The organism is Vibrio sp. KUL78, assembly GCF_059725505.1.
This window is the reverse complement of record NZ_AP045837.1, coordinates 2,377,703-2,397,652: the sequence shown is the minus strand read 5'-3', so window position 1 is coordinate 2,397,652 and position 19,950 is coordinate 2,377,703. Positions and strand designations below refer to the sequence as shown.

The 19,950-nt window shown below is 45.6% G+C and carries 14 protein-coding genes, 3 pseudogenes, 1 riboswitch and 1 other annotated feature; of the genes and pseudogenes, 14 read left to right on the top strand and 3 right to left on the bottom strand.

Annotation, left to right across the window (positions count from 1 at the left end; translation table 11 throughout):
* Nucleotides 1-121: 121 nt before the first annotated feature.
* A pseudogene (locus tag AC6I8Y_RS11125) lies at nt 122-1,427 on the top strand (inosine/guanosine kinase).
* Nucleotides 1,428-1,480: 53 nt separating this feature from the next.
* Here the strand turns inward: AC6I8Y_RS11125 and AC6I8Y_RS11120 are convergent.
* Nucleotides 1,481-1,888, bottom strand: coding sequence for an H-NS family histone-like protein (locus AC6I8Y_RS11120; protein ID WP_042476854.1), 408 nt, complete (start codon nt 1,886-1,888; stop codon nt 1,481-1,483).
* Nucleotides 1,889-2,433: 545 nt separating this feature from the next.
* Nucleotides 2,434-2,617, top strand: a riboswitch (Lysine riboswitch).
* A 119-nt stretch (nt 2,618-2,736) separates the two neighbouring features.
* On the opposite strand from AC6I8Y_RS11120, the gene AC6I8Y_RS11115 reads away from it, so the two are divergent.
* The 9 genes from AC6I8Y_RS11115 to hisIE all read left to right on the top strand — a co-directional run bounded on the left by AC6I8Y_RS11115 (nt 2,737) and on the right by hisIE (nt 11,928).
* A complete protein-coding gene (locus AC6I8Y_RS11115) occupies nt 2,737-4,338 on the top strand; it encodes a Na+/H+ antiporter NhaC family protein (protein WP_498020193.1) in 1,602 nt (533 codons plus the stop codon).
* 244 nt (nt 4,339-4,582) lie between these two features.
* Nucleotides 4,583-4,719: a sequence feature (His leader region), on the top strand.
* Nucleotides 4,720-4,760: 41 nt separating this feature from the next.
* Nucleotides 4,761-5,657 (top strand): ATP phosphoribosyltransferase, encoded by an 897-nt coding sequence (hisG, locus tag AC6I8Y_RS11110; protein ID WP_252011678.1) that lies wholly within the window; start codon nt 4,761-4,763, stop codon nt 5,655-5,657.
* Nucleotides 5,658-5,660: 3 nt separating this feature from the next.
* Nucleotides 5,661-6,959 carry a histidinol dehydrogenase gene (hisD, locus tag AC6I8Y_RS11105; protein ID WP_394151611.1) on the top strand — a complete coding sequence of 433 codons (1,299 nt, stop codon included), beginning with the start codon at nt 5,661-5,663 and terminating at the stop codon, nt 6,957-6,959.
* Between the two features lie 15 nt (nt 6,960-6,974).
* Entirely contained in the window at nt 6,975-8,027 is a 1,053-nt protein-coding gene (gene hisC, locus AC6I8Y_RS11100; protein ID WP_498020192.1) for a histidinol-phosphate transaminase, read from the top strand.
* Between the two features lie 26 nt (nt 8,028-8,053).
* Complete coding sequence (hisB, locus tag AC6I8Y_RS11095; protein ID WP_498020191.1) at nt 8,054-9,127, top strand: bifunctional histidinol-phosphatase/imidazoleglycerol-phosphate dehydratase HisB; 1,074 nt, start codon at nt 8,054-8,056, stop codon at nt 9,125-9,127.
* A complete protein-coding gene (gene hisH, locus AC6I8Y_RS11090; protein ID WP_498020190.1) occupies nt 9,127-9,750 on the top strand; it encodes an imidazole glycerol phosphate synthase subunit HisH in 624 nt (207 codons plus the stop codon). The genes hisB and hisH overlap by 1 nt, the downstream gene beginning before the upstream one ends.
* Nucleotides 9,751-9,812: 62 nt before the next feature.
* Entirely contained in the window at nt 9,813-10,550 is a 738-nt protein-coding gene (hisA, locus tag AC6I8Y_RS11085; RefSeq protein ID WP_252011682.1) for a 1-(5-phosphoribosyl)-5-[(5-phosphoribosylamino)methylideneamino]imidazole-4-carboxamide isomerase, read from the top strand.
* Nucleotides 10,532-11,305, top strand: a complete 774-nt coding sequence (gene hisF, locus AC6I8Y_RS11080) for an imidazole glycerol phosphate synthase subunit HisF (RefSeq protein ID WP_234495558.1) — start codon at nt 10,532-10,534, stop codon at nt 11,303-11,305. Before hisA ends, hisF begins: the two co-directional genes overlap by 19 nt.
* Nucleotides 11,302-11,928 carry a bifunctional phosphoribosyl-AMP cyclohydrolase/phosphoribosyl-ATP diphosphatase HisIE gene (gene hisIE, locus AC6I8Y_RS11075; protein ID WP_498020189.1) on the top strand — a complete coding sequence of 209 codons (627 nt, stop codon included), beginning with the start codon at nt 11,302-11,304 and terminating at the stop codon, nt 11,926-11,928. The genes hisF and hisIE overlap by 4 nt, the downstream gene beginning before the upstream one ends.
* 64 nt (nt 11,929-11,992) lie before the next feature.
* On the opposite strand, the gene AC6I8Y_RS11070 is transcribed toward hisIE, so the two are convergent.
* Nucleotides 11,993-12,580 (bottom strand): outer membrane protein, encoded by a 588-nt coding sequence (locus tag AC6I8Y_RS11070; protein WP_234495561.1) that lies wholly within the window; start codon nt 12,578-12,580, stop codon nt 11,993-11,995.
* A gap of 150 nt (nt 12,581-12,730) precedes the next feature.
* On the opposite strand from AC6I8Y_RS11070, the gene cydH reads away from it, so the two are divergent.
* The 4 genes and pseudogenes from cydH to AC6I8Y_RS11050 all read left to right on the top strand — a co-directional run bounded on the left by cydH (nt 12,731) and on the right by AC6I8Y_RS11050 (nt 16,555).
* Complete coding sequence (cydH, locus tag AC6I8Y_RS11065) at nt 12,731-12,820, top strand: cytochrome bd-I oxidase subunit CydH (protein WP_128648458.1); 90 nt, start codon at nt 12,731-12,733, stop codon at nt 12,818-12,820.
* A 24-nt stretch (nt 12,821-12,844) separates the two neighbouring features.
* Nucleotides 12,845-14,032: a patatin-like phospholipase family protein gene (locus AC6I8Y_RS11060; protein ID WP_394151603.1), complete on the top strand. Its 1,188-nt coding sequence runs from the start codon at nt 12,845-12,847 to the stop codon at nt 14,030-14,032.
* A gap of 248 nt (nt 14,033-14,280) precedes the next feature.
* Nucleotides 14,281-15,498 (top strand): sugar metabolism global transcriptional regulator Mlc, encoded by a 1,218-nt coding sequence (gene mlc, locus AC6I8Y_RS11055; protein ID WP_498020188.1) that lies wholly within the window; start codon nt 14,281-14,283, stop codon nt 15,496-15,498.
* Between the two features lie 119 nt (nt 15,499-15,617).
* Nucleotides 15,618-16,555, top strand: a pseudogene (locus tag AC6I8Y_RS11050) (chemotaxis protein CheV).
* Nucleotides 16,556-16,861: 306 nt separating this feature from the next.
* On the opposite strand, the pseudogene AC6I8Y_RS11045 reads toward AC6I8Y_RS11050, so the two are convergent.
* Nucleotides 16,862-19,946, bottom strand: a pseudogene (locus tag AC6I8Y_RS11045) (error-prone DNA polymerase).
* Nucleotides 19,947-19,950 lie beyond the last annotated feature (4 nt).

The window sequence follows — 19,950 nt, the reverse complement described above, 5'->3', positions numbered from 1 at the left end:
ATAAGAAAAAAAAACGCTACGTAAACGTTTGCTAAGTTTGCCTATGTTGCCGAGGTAAACTATACAGAGGTAGAATCGCCGCCCTGATCCTCCTTAATTAATCTATTACGAAGACAACCGTATGAAATTCCCAGGCCAAAGAAAGTCAAAGCATTACTTCCCAGTTCATGAAAGAGATTTGCTTGTCAGTCAATCTCAAGACAGCAAAAAGATGTCGAGAACGCACATTATTGGTATTGACCAAACCTTGGTTGATATCGAAGCAAAAGTAGACAGTAGTGTGATCGAAAAATTTGGTCTGAGTAAAGGTCACTCTCTGGTCATTGATGATGTGGCGGCTGAAGCTCTATATAAAGAGCTTAAAGAGAAAGAACTTATTACCAACGAGTATGCAGGAGGAACAATTGGTAATACGCTTCATAATTACTCTGTACTCGCGGATGATAAATCGGTACTACTTGGTGTAATGAGTGAAGACATTAAAATAGGCAGCTACGGTTACCGATATCTATGTAACACGTCTAGCCGTATGGATTTGAACTATCTTCAAGGTGTCGATGGCGCGATCGGTCGATGCTTTACTTTAATTACAGAAGACGGTGAACGTACTTTCGCGATCAGCGAAGGTCAAATGAATCAGTTAGAAGCGGATAGTATCCCTGAAAAGATTTTCAAAAAAGGCATCAGCTTTAGTACTGACTGCTTATCTAGTTCGTTGTAAAGATGGCGACCCAATGCCAGAAGCGACGATGCGTGCCATCGAGTATGCAAAGAAGCATAACGTTCCTGTTGTACTTACTCTAGGTACACGCTTTGTTATTCAAGATGATCCGCAATATTGGCGTGATTTCCTAAAACAACATGTATCCGTTGTAGCCATGAACGAAGACGAGGCGGAAGCCTTAACTGGGGAAACTGATCCACTGGCTGCAGCAGATAAAGCACTAGAATGGGTTGACTTAGTACTGTGCACTGCCGGTCCGGTTGGACTATACATGGCGGGATATACAGAAGAAGAGGCAAAAAGAGAGACATCGCTGCCATTATTGCCGGGTTGTATTGCAGAGTTTAACCGTTTTGAATTTAGTCGCCCGGCTGTTAAAGAGGCGTGTGAAAATCCTATTAAAGTTTATTCACATATTGCGCCATATATGGGCGGTCCAGAAAAGATTAAAAATACCAATGGTGCAGGGGATGCGGCATTGTCGGCACTATTGCATGACATGGCAGCAAATAAATACCATAAAGAAAATGTGCCTAACTCGAGCAAGCATCAACATACTTTCTTGAGTTATTCGTCGTTTTCTCAAGTATGTAAGTACTCAAATAGAGCGAGTTATGAAGTATTAGTACAACATTCCCCACGCCTGTCTCGAGGGTTACCAGAGAGAGAGGACAGCCTAGAAGAGGCATATTGGGAAAGATAAAAAAAAGCGCCAATTATTGGCGCTTTTTTTATAAATCCACATTAAGACTGAAATTAAATTTCAAAATCTTCTAGTGATTTACCTTCGTCTAGTGCTGCTTGGATTACAGAAGGTGTACGACCTTGACCTGTCCAAGTTTTTTCAGCGCCAGTCGCGTCTACGTATTTGTACTTAGCTGGGCGTGGGGCGCGCTTAGCCTTAGTTTTGCCTTTTGATTCACCAGACAATGCTGCAATAAGATCTTCAACGTCGATACCGTCTTGTGCGATCATTTGAGCGTATTCGCTTAGTTTAGCTTCACGAGCTTCTTTAGCTGCGCGCTCTTCAGCTTCAGCTTCTTGTCTTTCACCGACAACAGTAGTTAACTTTTCTAGTGCTTCTTCTAGTTGCTCAAGAGTAAGTTCACGAGCAAATGCACGTAGGCTACGAATATTTAGTAGAGTTTTGGTTAATTCAGACATGACATTCCCATGAGATTATTTATTAGTTTCGGATTAATAATAAACACCAAACAACTAATTGACAATATTTTCGTGATATTAAAACTGTAAAAATAAGAAAACTTACAAAACTCTGATAATTCAACTCTTGAAAGTAACTTCAAAGTAGTAGTGCCACACCAAATCAAATCTGTTTTGAATCAATAATGAACTTTTCTCCATTATTGATGTATGAAAAGTGGATTTTGTTGCATATTGTACTAATACTCGGCTAAATCGAGTTTACTTGTCACGAATTGTTTCGAATTTCTAAGCAACTAAATAGTTCTTTAAATTAATAGCAATTAATGATGGATGCTGACAACAAGATATGTCATTGGTGGCATATATAATATCAAATACGGTATAGGGAAAGAAATTACCCTAACAAAGTCGACATAATCTTTACTCACTTGCAACATCATTCGTGTTGCATTTGGTGTTCTGATAAGTACAATGGCTCGCACCTAATGCAAGAGAAAGAACATTCTTTTAACTTGGCTTTAAATGCCAGTGAATGATTTTGCTCTTGATGTAGAGGCGCGATAGCGAAAAGTAACCATCGTTGGGGTGATACCAATGAACGATGATGAAAGGCTCTATCGCCGAAGTGAGAATAGACCATCAATCTCTCTCGCTGGGGTTGTCTTCGAAAGGAACAACACTGCCATAGTCTATTATATTGTTAAACTATGGAGCGCTACTGTGGGGTTGGGTGAAGTGTTCGCTTCCCTTTCGCTTAGTTCAACGTTTGCGTTTGGACTTCTCGTCCTTTTGCGCATGTCTGCAGTAGATCTCTAACCATAATAAAAAACTGGTTTTTGAAGATCATGAATTTAATCGATTTTGCTACATCACCACTTTCACTGCTACCGCCGATCGTAGCTCTGAGCTTGGCGATCATTACTCGTCGTGTACTACTCTCTCTTGGGGTAGGTATTGTACTGGGCGCTTTCCTTCTTAATGACTATTCTGTCGCAGGCGCGGCCAGTTACGTCTTTGATACTGTCTCTGGTGTTGTTATTGAAGATGGTGGTCTCAATACTTGGAACATGAGTATTGTTGGCTTCCTATTGCTACTTGGCATGATGACTGCTCTGTTAACACTGTCAGGCGGTACTAAAGCGTTTGCTGAGTGGGCTCAAGCTCGCGTTAAGAGCAAGCGTGGCTCTAAGCTCCTAGCCGCTTTCCTTGGTGTATTCATTTTTGTTGATGACTATTTTAATAGCCTAGCTGTAGGTGCGATCTCTCGTCCTGTTACTGACCGTTTTTATGTATCGCGCGCTAAGCTAGCTTATATTCTAGATTCTACAGCGGCTCCAATGTGTGTACTTATGCCTGCGTCAAGCTGGGGGGCGTACATCATGACTATCGTCAGCGGTATCCTAGTTGCCCACGGTATCACTGAGTACTCTGCGATTGGTGCATACGTTCGTCTTATTCCAATGAACTTCTATGCCGTGTTCGCGCTACTTATGGTGTTTGCTGTTGCATGGTTCCAATTGGATGTTGGCCCAATGCGCAAGCACGAGCTAAACGCGAAGCAAGGTCTAGGTTTTGATAAAGACAAAGAGAATGACGCGAAAGAAGCGCATGAACTCAACGAAGAGCTTGATATCAAAGAAAGCGACTTTGGTTCTGTCTCTGATCTAGTGCTTCCGATTCTAGTGCTTATCGGCGCAATGGTTGTGGCGATGATTTACACTGGCGGCCAAGCATTAGCTGCTGACGGTGTTGCATTCAACGTACTTGGCGCATTTGAAAACACAGATGTAGGCACGTCACTTATTTACGGTGGTTCAGCTGGTCTTCTAACAGCAGTGTTTACTGTGGTGAAACAGAAGCTATCAATCTCTGATATTGCGACGACCATGTGGATTGGTGCTAAGTCGATGTTTGGCGCTATCCTTATTCTGTTCTTCGCATGGTCGATTGGTTCTGTAATTGGTGACATGAAAACCGGTGCTTACCTCTCTTCAACCGTACAAGGCAATATTAACGTTCACTGGCTACCAGTTATTTTGTTCCTATTGTCTGGTCTAATGGCGTTCTCTACAGGTACTTCTTGGGGTACGTTTGGCATCATGCTACCGATTGCTGGTGATATGGCAGGTGCAACAGATATCGCGATGATGCTACCAATGCTAGGCGCTGTATTAGCTGGTTCAGTATTTGGTGACCACTGTTCACCAATCTCAGATACAACGATTTTGTCATCGACCGGTGCACGTTGTAATCACATTGACCACGTTGCGACTCAGTTGCCGTACGCGCTATCTGTAGCATTGGTGTCTTGTGTTGGCTTCATTACCTTGGGTATGACTACGTCAGTGTTCATCTCATTCGCCGCTGCATCAATGACATTTGTGATTGTTTGTTTTGTTCTGTCAGCACTCTCTAAAGCGAGAATGTCGCAAGAAGCAAACGTATAATCGAGAAAAGAGTCCGTAAGGGCTCTTTTTTTCACTAATTTTTGGTTTTTGGGCAAGTGACTCCCCGTTTTCTATGGTTTTCTCAGTCGAGAAGTTGGGCGTATCTTTCTGATAATTGACCGTTCAGTAAAAAAATTGTTTTCAATTGAAATTAGTGGTTGAAAATCGTCTTAACCTTAGTTAGTGTGAAGGTACAGACACAAAGGAACCTAAACATAAGTATGCTAAATTTTGATATGAACATTCATCATCACCATCACCCAGCTTAATCTTTCGGGAGATGAACGCATACCCGAGAGATAGGTAAAACTCTCGGAGGTTCGATTTAAGATTTCAAGAATTAAACCCTCGGGAGACCAAAGCTCCCGAGGGTTTTTTCGTTTTATATTTTAAAAATCAATATTTTGCACAGGGATACAGCAATGCAAACACAACGCCTAAGAATTGCGATTCAAAAAAAGGGTCGCTTAAGTAAAGAGAGCCAAGACCTACTTAAAAAGTGTGGTGTTAAGTTCAATGTAATGGGTGAGCGCCTTGTTGTTCATTCGCTAAATATGCCAATCGATCTTTTGCTCGTCCGCGATGATGACATCCCTGGTCTAATTATGGATGGCGTGGTTGACCTTGGCTTTATCGGTGAAAACGAACTAGAAGAAGTTCGTCTTGACCGTAAAGCGCTGGGAGAGGCAAACGAGTTTAAGACGCTTCGCCGTCTAGACTTCGGTGGTTGTCGCCTATCTATCGCTATCAATAAAGATGAGACTTACACGGGTCCTCAAGACCTGGCTGGTAAGCGTATTGCGACTACCTACCCACAACTTCTCAAAGCCTATATGGACGAGCAAGGTGTAGATTTTAGCGCTTGTATGCTAACAGGTTCGGTAGAAGTAGCGCCGCGTGCTGGTCTTGCTGATGCGATTGCTGATTTGGTTTCTACCGGTGCTACGCTAGAGGCGAACGGCCTAAAAGAAGCAGAAGTCATTTTCCGCTCTAAAGCGACGTTGATTCAGCGTATGGGTGAGTTTGATGCTGACAAACTAGCACTAATCGACAAACTGCTAACGCGTATGCAAGGTGTTCAACAGGCGAAAGAGTCAAAATACATCATGCTACACGCACCAGTTGAGAAACTTGAGCAAATCAAATCACTGCTTCCTGGTGCGGAAGACCCAACAGTATTACCTCTATCTATGGATACGGAGCGCGTTGCTGTTCACTTAGTAAGTACTGAGAATCTGTTCTGGGAAACCATGGAACAACTGAAAGAACTCGGCGCAAGCTCGATTCTTGTTCTACCTATTGAGAAGATGATGGGGTAAGTAATGAGAACCGTAGTTTGGCAACACTTAAGTCAATCTCAGCAAGAGTCTGTTCTTGAACGCCCTGCAATTACTGAAGGCGCAAATATTACAGCGGCAGTAACTGAGGTTATTAATCAAGTTCGTAGCGAAGGTGATAAAGCCCTTCTGGATCTTACCGAGAAGTTTGATCGCGTTCGTCCTGAGTCGATTCGAGTTTCTGCCGACGAGATTGAAGCGGCATCAGCGCGCCTTTCTGACAACATGAAGCAAGCGCTCGAGCAAGCGTACTCAAACATTGCTAAGTTTCACAAAGCGCAACGCCCAGAAGCATTGCGCGTAGAAACGCAGCCTGGCGTGGTGTGTGAGCAGGTCACTCGACCAATTAATAAAGTTGGTCTGTATATTCCAGGTGGCAGCGCTCCGCTTCCGTCTACAGTGCTAATGCTTGGTGTACCATCTCAAATTGCAGGTTGCCGTAAAGTTGTTCTGTGCTCGCCTCCGCCAATTGCGGACGAAATCTTGTATGTCGCTAAATTGTGTAAGATCGATGAGGTGTACAACGTCGGTGGTGGTCAAGCGGTAGCGGCTATGGCGTATGGAACAGAGACTGTTTCGAAAGTGGATAAAATCTTTGGTCCTGGTAATGCGTATGTCACAGAAGCTAAGCGCCAAGTGAGCAATGACTTCCGCGGCGCTGCGATTGATATGCCAGCGGGTCCTTCAGAAGTGCTCGTGATCGCTGATGAGAGCGCAGACCCTGACTTCGTAGCGTCTGATCTATTAAGCCAAGCTGAGCACGGTCCTGATTCTCAAGTGGTTCTCGTAACGCCTTCACCAGTGATTGCTGACCAAGTAACGGAAGCCGTCAAGAGACAGCTAAAACAGCTTTCACGCGCTGATATCGCAGAAAAAGCACTGGGCTCTAGCTTAATCATCATCGCTGAATCACTCACGCAATGCGTGTCTATCTCTAACTACTATGGTCCAGAGCACCTAATTGTTCAGACAAAGAGTCCACGTGAACTATTGCCGTTACTCGACAATGCTGGTTCTATCTTCTTGGGCGATTGGTCTCCTGAATCAGCGGGCGACTATGCGTCAGGTACAAACCACGTATTGCCGACTTACGGTTACACGCGCACCTATTCAAGCCTTGGTTTAGCGGATTTCTCAAAGCGTATGACAGTACAAGAGCTAAGTGCGGACGGTCTACTAGGTCTAGCACCAACGGTAGTGACCATGGCGGAAGCTGAAGGTCTTGATGCGCACAAACGTGCGGTAACCATCCGTGTTGAGAAACTCAACGCTCAAAAGGCGTAGACGGGAGAACAACTGATGGAAAAATTAGCTCGTAAACAGGTTCAAGAATTGACGCCGTATCTGTCTGCGCGTCGCATTGGTGGCAGCGGTGATATCTGGCTTAATGCTAACGAGTCACCATTCAACAATGAATACAAAACTGACTTTGCTCGTCTAAACCGATACAGCGAATGTCAGCCAAAACAGCTTATCGAAGCCTATGCCAATTATGCCGGTGTAAAGCCTGAGCAAACACTGACTTCACGCGGTGCAGATGAAGGTATTGAGCTGTTGATTCGCGCTTTCTGCGAGCCAGGCCAAGACAGTATCCTTTACTGTCCACCAACCTATGGTATGTATGCAATTAGCGCAGAAACGATTGGCGTCGAGCGCAAAACAGTGCCGCTGACAGCTGATTGGCAGCTTAACCTACCAGAGATTGAAGCGAACTTAGAGAGTGTGAAACTGGTTTTTGTTTGTAGTCCTAATAACCCTACAGGCAACTTAGTTAATCGTGATGACATCGTTTCTCTGCTAGAAATGACAAAAGACAAAGCCATTGTGGTTATGGATGAAGCGTATATTGACTTCTGTCCAGAAGCGTCAACGGTCGATCTCTTAGCTCAATACCCGAATTTAGCGATTCTACGTACGCTTTCTAAAGCGTTCGCACTGGCGGGTCTTCGCTGCGGTTTCACGTTGGCAAATGAAGAGTTAATTAACGTGCTGCTTAAGGTGATTGCTCCTTATCCAGTGCCTATCCCTGTTGCAGAAATTGCAACACAGGCATTGTCTGAGCAAGGTTTGGCAAGAGCGAAGTTCCAAGTACTCGATCTGAATGCGAATCGCGCGTACCTGCAAGCGGGTTTATCAACCCTACCGGGCGTGACTGTGTTTGAAGGGTGGGGTAACTATCTTTTGGTGAAATTCCAAAACGGTGACGAGCTATTTAAAGCCGCTTGGGACACAGGCATTATTTTACGTAACTCGCCAATTGAAGATTGCGTCCGAATTAGTGTGGGTAATCGTGATGAGTGTGAGAAGACCTTGTCATTTATCCGAAACCTATTAGAACAAAGTGCAGCTTAAGTACACCATCAAAAAGGATTTATAGAGTGAGCAACCAACAGAAAATTTTATTTATAGACCGTGATGGTACGTTAATCGTTGAGCCACCAGTCGACTTTCAAGTTGACCGTCTTGATAAACTAAAACTTGAGCCTTATGTCATTCCAAGCCTACTTGCGCTGCAAGATGCAGGCTATCGCCTAGTTATGGTGACAAACCAAGATGGTTTAGGTACAGACAGCTACCCTCAAGCGGATTTCGATGCACCACACACTATGATGATGGAGATCTTCGAATCTCAGGGTGTGAAGTTTGACGATGTACTTATTTGCCCTCACTTTGATGAAGACAATTGTTCGTGTCGTAAGCCGAAGCTAGGTCTTGTTAAAGAGTACCTACAAAGCGGTAAGGTGGACTTCAAAACCTCGGCAGTGATCGGTGATCGCCAAACGGATCTCCAATTGGCTGAAAATATGGCTATCCGTGGTATTCAGTACAACCCAGAAACAATGGGTTGGAAGCAGATCTTAAAAGATCTAACAGTCAAAGCTCGCACTGCAGAAGTGGTACGCACGACAAAAGAAACCGACATCAAGGTATTTGTAAACCTGGATGAAGCCGGTGGTAACGAAATCTCTACAGGTATGGGTTTCTTCGACCACATGCTGGACCAAATCGCGACTCACGGCGGTTTCCAAATGAAGTGTCTCGTCAAAGGTGATCTCCACATCGATGATCACCACACGGTCGAGGATACGGCGTTGGCGTTAGGTCAGGCGCTTAAAGAGGCGCTTGGAGATAAGCGCGGTATTGGTCGTTTTGGTTTCAGCCTTCCGATGGATGAATGTCTTGCGCAGTGTGGTCTTGACCTCTCTGGCCGTCCTTACCTTAAATTTGATGCGGAATTCTCTCGTGAACAAGTTGGCGACCTATCGACCGAGATGGTTGTGCATTTCTTCCGTTCACTGACAGACACACTCGCTTGCACTTTGCACCTGTCTTCAACAGGCGATAATGACCACCACATCATTGAGAGCTTATTTAAAGCATTTGGACGTACGCTTCGCCAAGCAGTTAAAGTCGAAGGCAATGAGCTTCCAAGCAGTAAAGGAGTACTGTAATGGCTACCTCTACTCAAAATGTTGTCATTATTGACACCGGCTGTGCCAATGTTTCATCGGTAAAGTTTGCGATTGAGCGCCTTGGCTATCAAGTGGTTATCTCAAAAGAGCCAGAAGTTGTACTGGCTGCGGACAAGCTATTTTTGCCGGGTGTTGGCACCGCAAGTGAAGCGATGAAAAACCTAGAAGAGCGTAACCTTATCGACCTCGTTAAGCAGGTAGAAAAGCCAGTTCTGGGTATCTGTCTTGGCATGCAACTGCTAGGCAAACTTTCTCAAGAGAAAGGTCAGAAGGCTGATGAGCTTGTTGAGTGTTTGGGTCTGTGTGACGGTGAAGTAAGACGTTTGGAAACTGGCGACCTGCCATTACCGCACATGGGTTGGAATACCGTGAAAGCCGTTGCTGGAAATCCGCTATTTGCGGGTATTGAAGAGGGTGAATACTTCTACTTCGTGCACAGCTTCGGTATGCCTGTTGGTGACTACACCATTGCTGAGTGTGATTACGGAAACCCATTTAGCGCTGCCATTCAAAGTGGCAATTATTATGGTGTTCAGTTCCACCCAGAGCGCTCGTCTAAAGCGGGCTCTAAGCTGATTCAGAACTTTTTGGAGCTGGTGTAACTCACCGCTTTGCTAAAAATTGATTATCGCCTCACAAGGTAGTGGGGCAAAAGGATTGAAACGTGATTATTCCTGCATTAGACCTTATTGAAGGACAAGTTGTTCGTCTATACCAAGGTGACTATGGTCAAGTTACCGAGTACAAAGTTGACCCGGTAGAGCAGTTTAACCTTTACCACCAAGCAGGCGCGAACTGGCTGCATCTTGTTGACCTTACTGGCGCAAAAGATACTACAGCGCGCCAGTTAGACCTTATTGCTACACTACTTGCTGGTACGCCTGCCAATATTCAGATTGGCGGTGGCGTGCGCAGCGAGCAAGATGTGGTTGATCTACTTGAAGCGGGTGCTCAGCGCGTTGTTGTGGGCTCGACAGCGGTTAAACAGCCGGAACTAGTGAAAGGCTGGATGGAGAAATACGGCGCTGAGCGCATTGTGCTAGCGCTGGATATTAATATCGACGAAAGCGGCACTCGCAAGGTGGCGATCTCTGGCTGGCAAGAAGATTCTGGCGTAACAATCGAGGCGCTGATTGATGATTACCTAACAGTGGGTCTCAAGCATGTGCTGTGTACTGACATCTCACGTGATGGCACATTGGCTGGCAGTAACGTTGAGCTGTATGTGGACCTTTGTAAGCAGTATCCTCAGGTGCAATTCCAGTCATCTGGTGGTATCGGCAGCTTAGCGGATATTGAAGCGCTCAAAGGTACTGGTGTGTCAGGTGTTATTGTTGGTCGAGCATTGCTAGACGGCAAGTTTACCGCAGAGGAGGCATTCCAATGCTGGCAAAGCGAATAATTCCATGTTTAGACGTCCGTGATGGGCAGGTGGTTAAAGGGGTTCAGTTCCGTAACCACGAAATCATCGGTGATATCGTTCCTCTTGCTGCACGTTATGCAGAAGAGGGTGCGGATGAGCTTGTGTTCTACGATATCACGGCATCGAGTGATGGGCGTGTTGTTGATAAAAGCTGGGTAGCCCGTGTTGCAGAGGTGATTGATATTCCTTTCTGCGTGGCTGGTGGTATCAAATCAGCAGAGGATGCGGCTCGAATTCTAGAGTTTGGTGCAGATAAAGTGTCGATCAACTCTCCTGCACTTGCTAACCCAGAGCTTATTACTGATCTTGCTGACAAGTTTGGTGTTCAGTGCATCGTAGTGGGCATCGACTCTTATTTTGATAAAGAGACAGGCAAATATCAGGTCTATCAGTTTACAGGCGATGAAGCACGCACCAAAGCGACAAAGTGGGAAACTCGTGACTGGGTTCAAGAGGTTCAAAAACGTGGTGCGGGCGAGATTGTCCTTAACATGATGAACCAAGATGGCGTGCGTAACGGTTATGATATTGAGCAGCTAAACATGGTTCGTGAAGTATGTAACGTACCATTGATTGCGTCAGGTGGAGCGGGTGCAATGGAGCACTTTGCTGAAGCATACAAGAAAACAAATGTTGATGGCGCGCTCGCGGCATCGGTATTCCACAAACAGATCATCAATATTGGTGAGCTGAAGCAGTATTTGAAACAAGAAGGTGTGGAGATCAGACTATGAGTCAAACAGCCGTTGATCTAAACCAACGAATCGATTGGGATAAAGTGGATGGTCTGGTACCAGCAATTGTTCAGGACTTCCAATCTAGCCAAGTACTAATGATGGGTTATATGACCCCTGCAGCGCTTGAAAAGACGCTTGAAACTGAACAAGTAACGTTTTTTTCGCGCACTAAATCCCGTCTCTGGACCAAAGGCGAAACATCAGGAAATGTGCTGCAGCTTAAAAACATCGCATTGGACTGTGACAACGACACCTTGCTCGTGAAGGTTGATCCAATTGGTCCAACTTGCCACACAGGCACAACGACTTGTTTTGATGGTGACTCTCAAGAGGAGTCGCAAATGGTGTGGCTTCATCAGCTTGAGCAACTGCTTGCCGCTCGAAAAGATGCGGATCCGGAATCTTCTTATACCGCGAGCCTCTATGCCCGTGGCACCAAGCGTATATCGCAAAAAGTGGGCGAAGAAGGCGTTGAAGTCGCGCTTGCGGCAACGTCGGGTGACAAGGCGGAGCTAGTGTGTGAGTCTGCAGACCTGATTTATCACCTGATGGTACTGCTACAAGACCAAGGTCTATCAATGAATGATGTGGTCAATAAGTTGAAAGAGCGCCACAAGTAATTGCATGTTATTGAGAAAGCGAGCCATTGGCTCGCTTTTTTTGTGCTTAATCCTGATGGGGGCGTTAAAACCTCATCGTCAAACCAACCTGTGTTTGAAATTGATTCATCCATTTGGTCTTAAACCCGATAAAACAGCTTTGATCGTCAGTGGGTAAGTTACAGATCGATATGGAGTCACTGCTTACCACTGTACCTTGCCATCTAATTTGGCCGTTGAGCGCGAAGTTTTTCGTTATGTGATACTCCATGCCACCAAAGATGCTTGCAGCAAACCCAGTATGAGAGTTTGTCCACTCACCGGAAGTATGTGACGCCCCAAGCCCAGCACCAATATAGCCGGAGGTTTTATCGGTCCAAGCATATTCGGCGCTACTTTGAAATTGTAAGTATTGAATACTTGAATCAAGATTTAAGGTATCGAGTGAAGAGTCTTGCTTGGAGTAGTAGACGCCCATCCTACCATTACGAAATGGGAATTCGACAGCAAGTGCTGCATTAGCGGATGGAGAAATATCATAGCTTTTTCCTTCTCCGTCCTTGGCTGCACCGCCAAGCGTATAACCGACAAACGGTGTAACAATGACGTTGCTTTGCGCCGAAAGACAGAACATTGCAGCAAAAGAACCTATCACGATTGGCGTTAGTTTCATCCTAATTTCCCCCAAGCCAAAGCTCGAAAATTACATTAGTTGTACTAGCATTAATTATAGTGTGACACTAACACCATAATTTTGAAGCGGTTATTTGTATAGTAGTAGTACATGTCACAATGGTAATGAAAAGTTACATCTGGAGGAGTTATGGAATACGACCTAAAAGTAGCATTGACGATTGTCACTATTGCGTTTAGCGCTATTATCGCTTTTGGCGTTATCGCGATCGGCGCTTAACGAGCAGCCCTAGCGCGGCATATTATGGCGAACTCAGGTATAGTCACTAACCGCCAGACTGTGCTCGATTACGAACAGTTTGGTAAATACCTTGACGGCAAAACCGCGCTCGTCGCGCAAGGTGGAGGACAAAGAGGTATCTTCACATCCGGTGTATTGGATGCCTTCTTAATGTCCAACTTTGATCCCTTTGATGAATTTTATGGGACATCTGCAGGTGCACTAAACATCTGTGCTTTTCTATCTCGTCAAGCCGAGCTGGGTAAATCTTTCATTCTCGACTTAACCACTGATCCCGAGTTCTTTCACCTCTTCAGCTTTATTCGCCGCAAGCAGTATCTCAATTTGAAGTGGGCTCTCGATAAAATCTGCGACTATCCCTATAAGTTGGACGTAGATATGGGCAGACGGGTGATTGGCAATAGGCGGGCGTTTGCCGCGACAACTGACATCGCGACCCTTAAAGATCACTATTTACCCATGTTGCAAGAAGACTGGTATCAAGTCTTGATGGCGACCAGTGCAATCCCTACCTTATTTGAGGGCTCTGTGCCGCACCTAGGTCGCGAGTTTATTGACGGGGGTGTTTCTGCGTCCATTCCTGTGCAAGAAGCATGGCGACAAGAGTGTCGCAGTATCATTGTGATACGCACCGAGCAATATGTATCAGAAGACCCTTTATCAGCAGAAGATGCGCCGATCGTTACTGAGTCACCCACTTGGTTTAGAGAGTCTTTGAATAGCCTCCAGCTCCAATGGCAGGAAAAAGTTGAGCAGTGGTCTAGCGATTGGGGCGCTTTTTTTGAAGGTCAGCGACTCAAAGCGAATGCCATCAAACAAGCCGATCACCTTAAGCTCATCAATGGTGGGCGTTGGTTATTTGGAGCAGGGGACATATATCGACTCAGTCACCTGTTTGGTGACCGTTTTGATTCTGGCTTGGCAGATATGCTTATGGTGCACTATCAGACCTACTCACTGACTAGCGAGTTTCTCAAGACCCCTCCAGACGATTGCTTTATATGGCAAATTGCACCAGACGAACCACTTAAAACCTCATCCTTATTGAGTGATGTCGATGATATTTTGCATGACTATCAAGTGGGTTTAGATGCCGGATATCGATTCGTTGAAAGCTATAATCTCGCCAAGCAACACAAGAAGATAAACTCTGCCAACAACGATCTTTGGCGCCCTAATCAAGCGAGTTAACCTTACTATCCTTACTTATTAATAATAGCTAAATAAGTCGCCATTTCGGTAACAAGGCGTTAAACAATTTTGGTTGAATTGTGAGCAAAACCTTACTGTGTCTGTGATGTAAGCCACAGGCGTAACTTGACGTGCCCCCCAAAGATCCATCTATATGCGTGATATTTGTCACGGCAATCCTATAAACTGCTTCACAATTACTTCGCAAAGTAAAAAAATTAATAGGTTGTTGTTTTTTGGAGTTCAAAATGTACATGGCTCAACCCGGGCACATTGATCATATTAAGCAGATCAATGCTGGTCGCGTGTATAAACTGATAGACCAATTTGGGCCTATTTCGCGTATCGACCTATCTAAACTCAGTAGTCTAGCACCGGCTAGTATCACCAAGATTACGCGAGAACTCATCGAAGCACATTTGATCCACGAAACAACGGTCCAAGAAGCGACCAGTCGTGGTCGACCTGCCGTTGGTTTGCAAACCAATAACCAAGGTTGGCAATTTCTCTCCATGCGTCTCGGAAGAGGCTATCTCGCGATTGCACTGCACGAACTGGGTGGTGATGTTCTTATCGACACCAAAATCGAAGTCCACGAAGTGGACCAAGATGACGTGATGGCTCGATTGCTTTATGAGATTGAAGAGTTTTTTGAAAGCTATAGCGAGCAGCTTGACCGTGTGACAAGTATCGCACTGACCCTGCCAGGGTTGGTGAATTCTGATCAAGGTGTTGTGTTGCAAATGCCGCACTACAATGTGAAGAATCTAAATGTTGCTGAAGAAATCTTTAAGGCAACAGGGCTACCGGTATTTGTGGCTAACGATACTCGCGCTTGGGCATTGGCAGAAAACCTTTTCGGTCACTCTCAAGACTGTGACAACTCTGTACTTATTTCCATTCACCACGGTCTAGGTGCAGGCATCATTCTTGATGGTCGTGTCTTACAAGGCCGACATGGCAACATCGGTGAGCTGGGTCATATTCAGATAAACCGCCAGGGTGAAGATTGCCACTGTGGCAATAAGGGTTGTCTTGAGACTGTCGCAAGCTCACAAGCTATTCGTGATGAGGTCACAAAGCGCTTGGCTCGCGGAGAGGCCTCAATTCTGTCAGAGTATGAGGGCATCTCTGTTGAAGCAATTTGCGAAGCCGCTGTTAAAGGGGATGCGCTTGCTATCAACGTCATTGAAAAGCTAGGCGAGCATCTTGGTAGCGCTATCGCTATCGTCATCAATTTATTTAACCCAGAAAAGGTGTTGATTGGTGGTGTGATAAACCAAGCGAAAGACATTCTCTACCCGGCAATAGAGCGCTGTATCTCTGAACAGAGCCTCCCTGTCTACACGGAAGATCTTCAGTTGGTCGAGTCTCGTTTCTACAAACAAGCGACTATGCCCGGTGCTGCTTTGGTTAAGCAAGCGCTTTATGATGGGCTTCTATTAATGAAAGTCATTGAAGGATAAAGCTTTTCACACTCTTTGCTGACGGTCATACTTTTGTTGTGAAAGTCAGTAAACTTCTTGTGCTTCCTGCCGATAACATGAGATAAGAAATCAGTTATTGTTTATGCCAAGGAAGCCTAATGTCGAGCGTATTGAGTTCTGTCGACCAGCGTACCCAACTTGTGGGTGAAAATAGACTTGAGCTGTTAATGTTTACCCTTAACAGCCGACAGACCTTGCTATTAATGTCTTTAAGGTCAAAGAGGTACTTAAGCTGCCACCTTTGACACAACTTCCTGGCTCACATCCTAGCATTCGCGGTGTTGCTTCATTACGTGGAGAATCACTGCCAGTCATCGACCTTCGACGTGCAATTGGATTTCCAACATTGAACGAAGAAGGCGATCAAAATCTTATCGTTACGGAATACAACCGCTCGGTTCAAGGGTTCTTGGTTGGTGAAGTAAAGAACATTGTTAATACTGCTTGGACAGAAATTCAGCCTCCTCCTCGAACTGTTGGGCGAGCTAACTATCTCACGGCAATCACTAAGGTTGAAGAAAATGATGCCGTCAGCCTAGTTGAAATCATCGATGTTGAAAAAGTGCTAGCAGAGATCATCGATTACGATATCGCTATCTCAGAAGAAACCTTAGACCGTTCATTACTCCCTCACCTGCAAGGTAAGAAGATCCTCATCGTAGACGACTCGTCTACCGCTCGTCATCAGGTGAAAGCAACGCTCGCTCAGCTAGGGGTTGAAATCATTGAATGTTTTGATGGTGCGATGGCTTATAACCTTCTAAAGCAATGGTGCGACGAAGGCATTGATGTTTGCAGCGAACTCTTGATGATGATTACTGACGCTGAAATGCCAGAGATGGACGGCTATAAGCTGACTCACGAGGTCCGCAGCGACCCTCGAATGAAAGATCTGTATATTACTCTCAACACCTCATTAAGTGGTAGCTTCAACGATGCTATGGTTGAGAAGGTGGGCTGTGACCGCTTTATCTCCAAGTTCCAGCCAGATTTGTTGGTCGATGTGGTTCAAGAGCGTATTCGACGCGATCTGTAATTAATTTGCGCTGTTAAATAAACTACACCGTACGCTAAAAAATAGGCTATAATTTGGTCGTATCTGTAGGCTTGATCTTATAGAGCATAAAAACTATTTTACTACCGACTAAAGGTTGTTCCATCAGAATGATTTGGTTAACTTCTAAGGTATTGATGGCCTTAAGTTTACTCATCTACAAGGAATGGAAGAAAAGACGTACGGAAGTGGCAGTAGAAGCGGATCTATGATTCATAGGATTAAAAGACGGGAACCTGGGTTCCCGTTTTTGTGTTTATGAGTCCCCTAAATGGCTGACTGACCGAGTTAATGAAACTCCCTTGATTGGACTTTGAGCTCGCCAAGGTGTTCGGTCATATCAATTAGGCGTCCGGCAATGACATGAGTGACCTCTCCCTCACGCTCTAGTATGCCTTTGACCTTAAGGATCTTTGAGGTGAGATAGGCCTTCTTCTGAGCCCTTGCGGTTGCTTGCCACACCACCACATTAATGTTCCCCGTGTCGTCCTCTAGAGTAAAAAAAGGTGACGCCAGCCGCAGTGCCAGGTGACTGCTTGCCTGTCACTGTACCCACCACAGTCACCAGCGATTTATGTTCTTTAGTCACAAGGTCTTTCATTCGAGTAAATCGTCCCAGTTTTCCCGCTCGGTCGAGTAGGGTGATAGGGTGCTGTTCGAGGGAGACATTCATTGATGAAAAGTCCTCAAGCATGTCTTCAATCGCTGAAGGTTTGTAAGGAAGTGCATGGTTTTCAATTGAATGAGACTCTGCGTCATTCTGGAACAGTGGCAGGTCTTGCAGATTATCCATCATCGCCCAGCGCGTCGCATAGCGATCGCCTGAAATGGCTTTTAGTGCATTTGCAGAAGCCAGTATTTCCAGCTCACGACGATTTAGTCCTAGCTGCTTAATCTGGGTCGGAGTACGAAAGCCTTGGGGTGGCCTATGTTGTAGCAGCTTCTGTATGCTTTGCTCACTGAGTCCGTTGACCTGCCTGAAGCCAAGCTGCAAGGTTAGCCCTTGGTCGGTTGGTCTTAGATAATGATGATAGGTTGAGCGATTGACACACACCGGAGCGATAGCAACCTGATGCCTTTTCGCATCTTGTATCAGTTGAGAGGCGCTATAAAAACCCATAGGAAGGCTATTGAGCAGCGAAGCGTAGAACGCTTCAGGGTAATAATGTTTGAGCCAGGCGCTGCAATAGGCAAGCACAGCGAAAGACGCAGAATGACTCTCTGGGAATCCATACTCCCCAAATCCACAGATTTGCTCAAATAGACGTTCTGCAAAGTCCGCTTGGTAGCCATTTTTCTGCATGCCATCGATAAGCTTAGAGCGAAACTTAACAAGATCGCCGTTTTTCTTCCATGCTGCCATTGCTCGCCTGAGCTGATCGGCTTCACCGCCAGTAAAGCCCGCTGCGACCATGGCAAGTTTGATCACTTGCTCCTGAAAAATAGGAACGCCAAGAGTACGAGACAGCACCGATTTCACCTCCTCAGACGGGTAGGAGATGGCTTCTTCGCCGTTGCGGCGTTTAAGAAACGGATGCACCATATCGCCCTGGATTGGTCCGGGGCGAACAATTGCAATCTGAATGACTAGGTCATAGTAGGTAGTTGGCTTTAGGCGTGGCAGCATACTCATTTGTGCTCGAGACTCAATCTGGAATACACCCACCGTGTCAGCACGCTGAATCATGCCGTAGACGTTTGGGTCATCTTGAAGTCGAGTAATATCAGCGATAGTGAGTTTGCGTCCATAATGCTTTTCAACCAATTGAAAGCACTTGCGAATCGCGGTAAGCATACCTAAAGCAAGCACATCCACTTTAAGTAGACCTAAGCTTTCTAAATCGTCTTTGTCCCATTGAATCACGGTGCGATCTGCCATCGCGGCATTCTCTACGGGAACAAGCTCATACAAAGGACCTGAGGCAATGACAAAGCCACCGACATGCTGTGATAAGTGCCTTGGGAAGCCAGTAATGTCGTTAACAAGCTCAATAAACTGTTGCCCTTTGAGTGAATCTGGCTTGAGTCCTAACTCAACCAATTGCGCCTGCCAGCCTTGCGAGCGATCGCGGCGGTTAATGTTCTTGATAAAGTAATCAAGCTGCGTTTCACTCACGCCAAGTGCTTTGCCGACATCGCGTACTGCACTTTTGAATCGATAAGAAATGACCGTAGCCGCAAGCGCGGCACGCTCACGACCGTATTTTTGATAGATATATTGGATCACCTCTTCACGTCGCTCGTGCTCAAAGTCGACGTCAATATCGGGCGGCTCATTACGCTCTTCACTAATAAAGCGTTCAAACAATACCGATATCTGCCGTGGGTCGACGGAAGTAATTTCTAGGCAATAACATACAACAGAGTTGGCGGCTGAGCCGCGTCCTTGGTAAAGAATACCTTGTCGCTTGGCAAACATGACGATGTCATGAATGGTTAAAAAGAAAAATGGGTAGTGTAGCTTTTCGATTAGAGTGAGCTCTTTTTCAATGGTCTGCTCAACATGCAAAGGCACCCCTTCAGGAAAGCGTAGCTGCTTGCCGTACTCGACTAACTCCCTCAAATAACTCATGGGTGTTTTTCCGTTGGGAATTAACTCACTAGGGTACTCATACTGCAGTGTCGATAATTTAAAGTCGCACAAATCCGCAATGTAGACGCTTTCGGCCAGCCACTCCTCACGATAGAGTTTTTCAAGCTTAGTCTTTGGGCGTAAGCTGCGCTCAGTATTTGCCAGTAAGTGACCACACACTTTATCAATAGAGGTATTGAGCTTTATTGCTGTTAGCGTGTGTTGTAATGGTAGGCGAGTTGCGGTGTGCATCAATACCCCACCACAGGCGGTAATCGGACGTTGAAGCTCGATAGAGAGTGATTCACAGTGGCTAATGTATCTGTGCTCCTGTGAGGTGAGGTGACGCTGTAAACCAATCCAGAGTCGATGACCATGGTATTGCTCGAGCCAGCGCCCCCATCGTAAATCATGCTCGTTACCGCAAGGCAGCCAAATAACAAGGCAGTGACGCAGTGACATCACATCCCATTCTGAGAGCTGATACTCGCCTTTTTCGCAGCGACGTCTGGCATTGGTAATGATGCGGCACAGTTCAGCGTAGGCCTCACGACTAGGGCACAACAACAAGAACTGACACTCACTATTGAGCCAAAACATACTGCCGACAATCTGCTTAATGGATAAGCCATGTTGTTTGATTGCAGTATGAGCGCGAACCACTCCTGCAACGGAACATTCATCGGTAATCGCTAAAGCGGAATACTGCAAAAAGTCGGCTTGCAGCATAAGCTCCTCAGCATGTGAGGCGCCAGTTAAGAAGGAAAAATTACTCTGACAAAAAAGCTCGGCGTACTTCATAGTG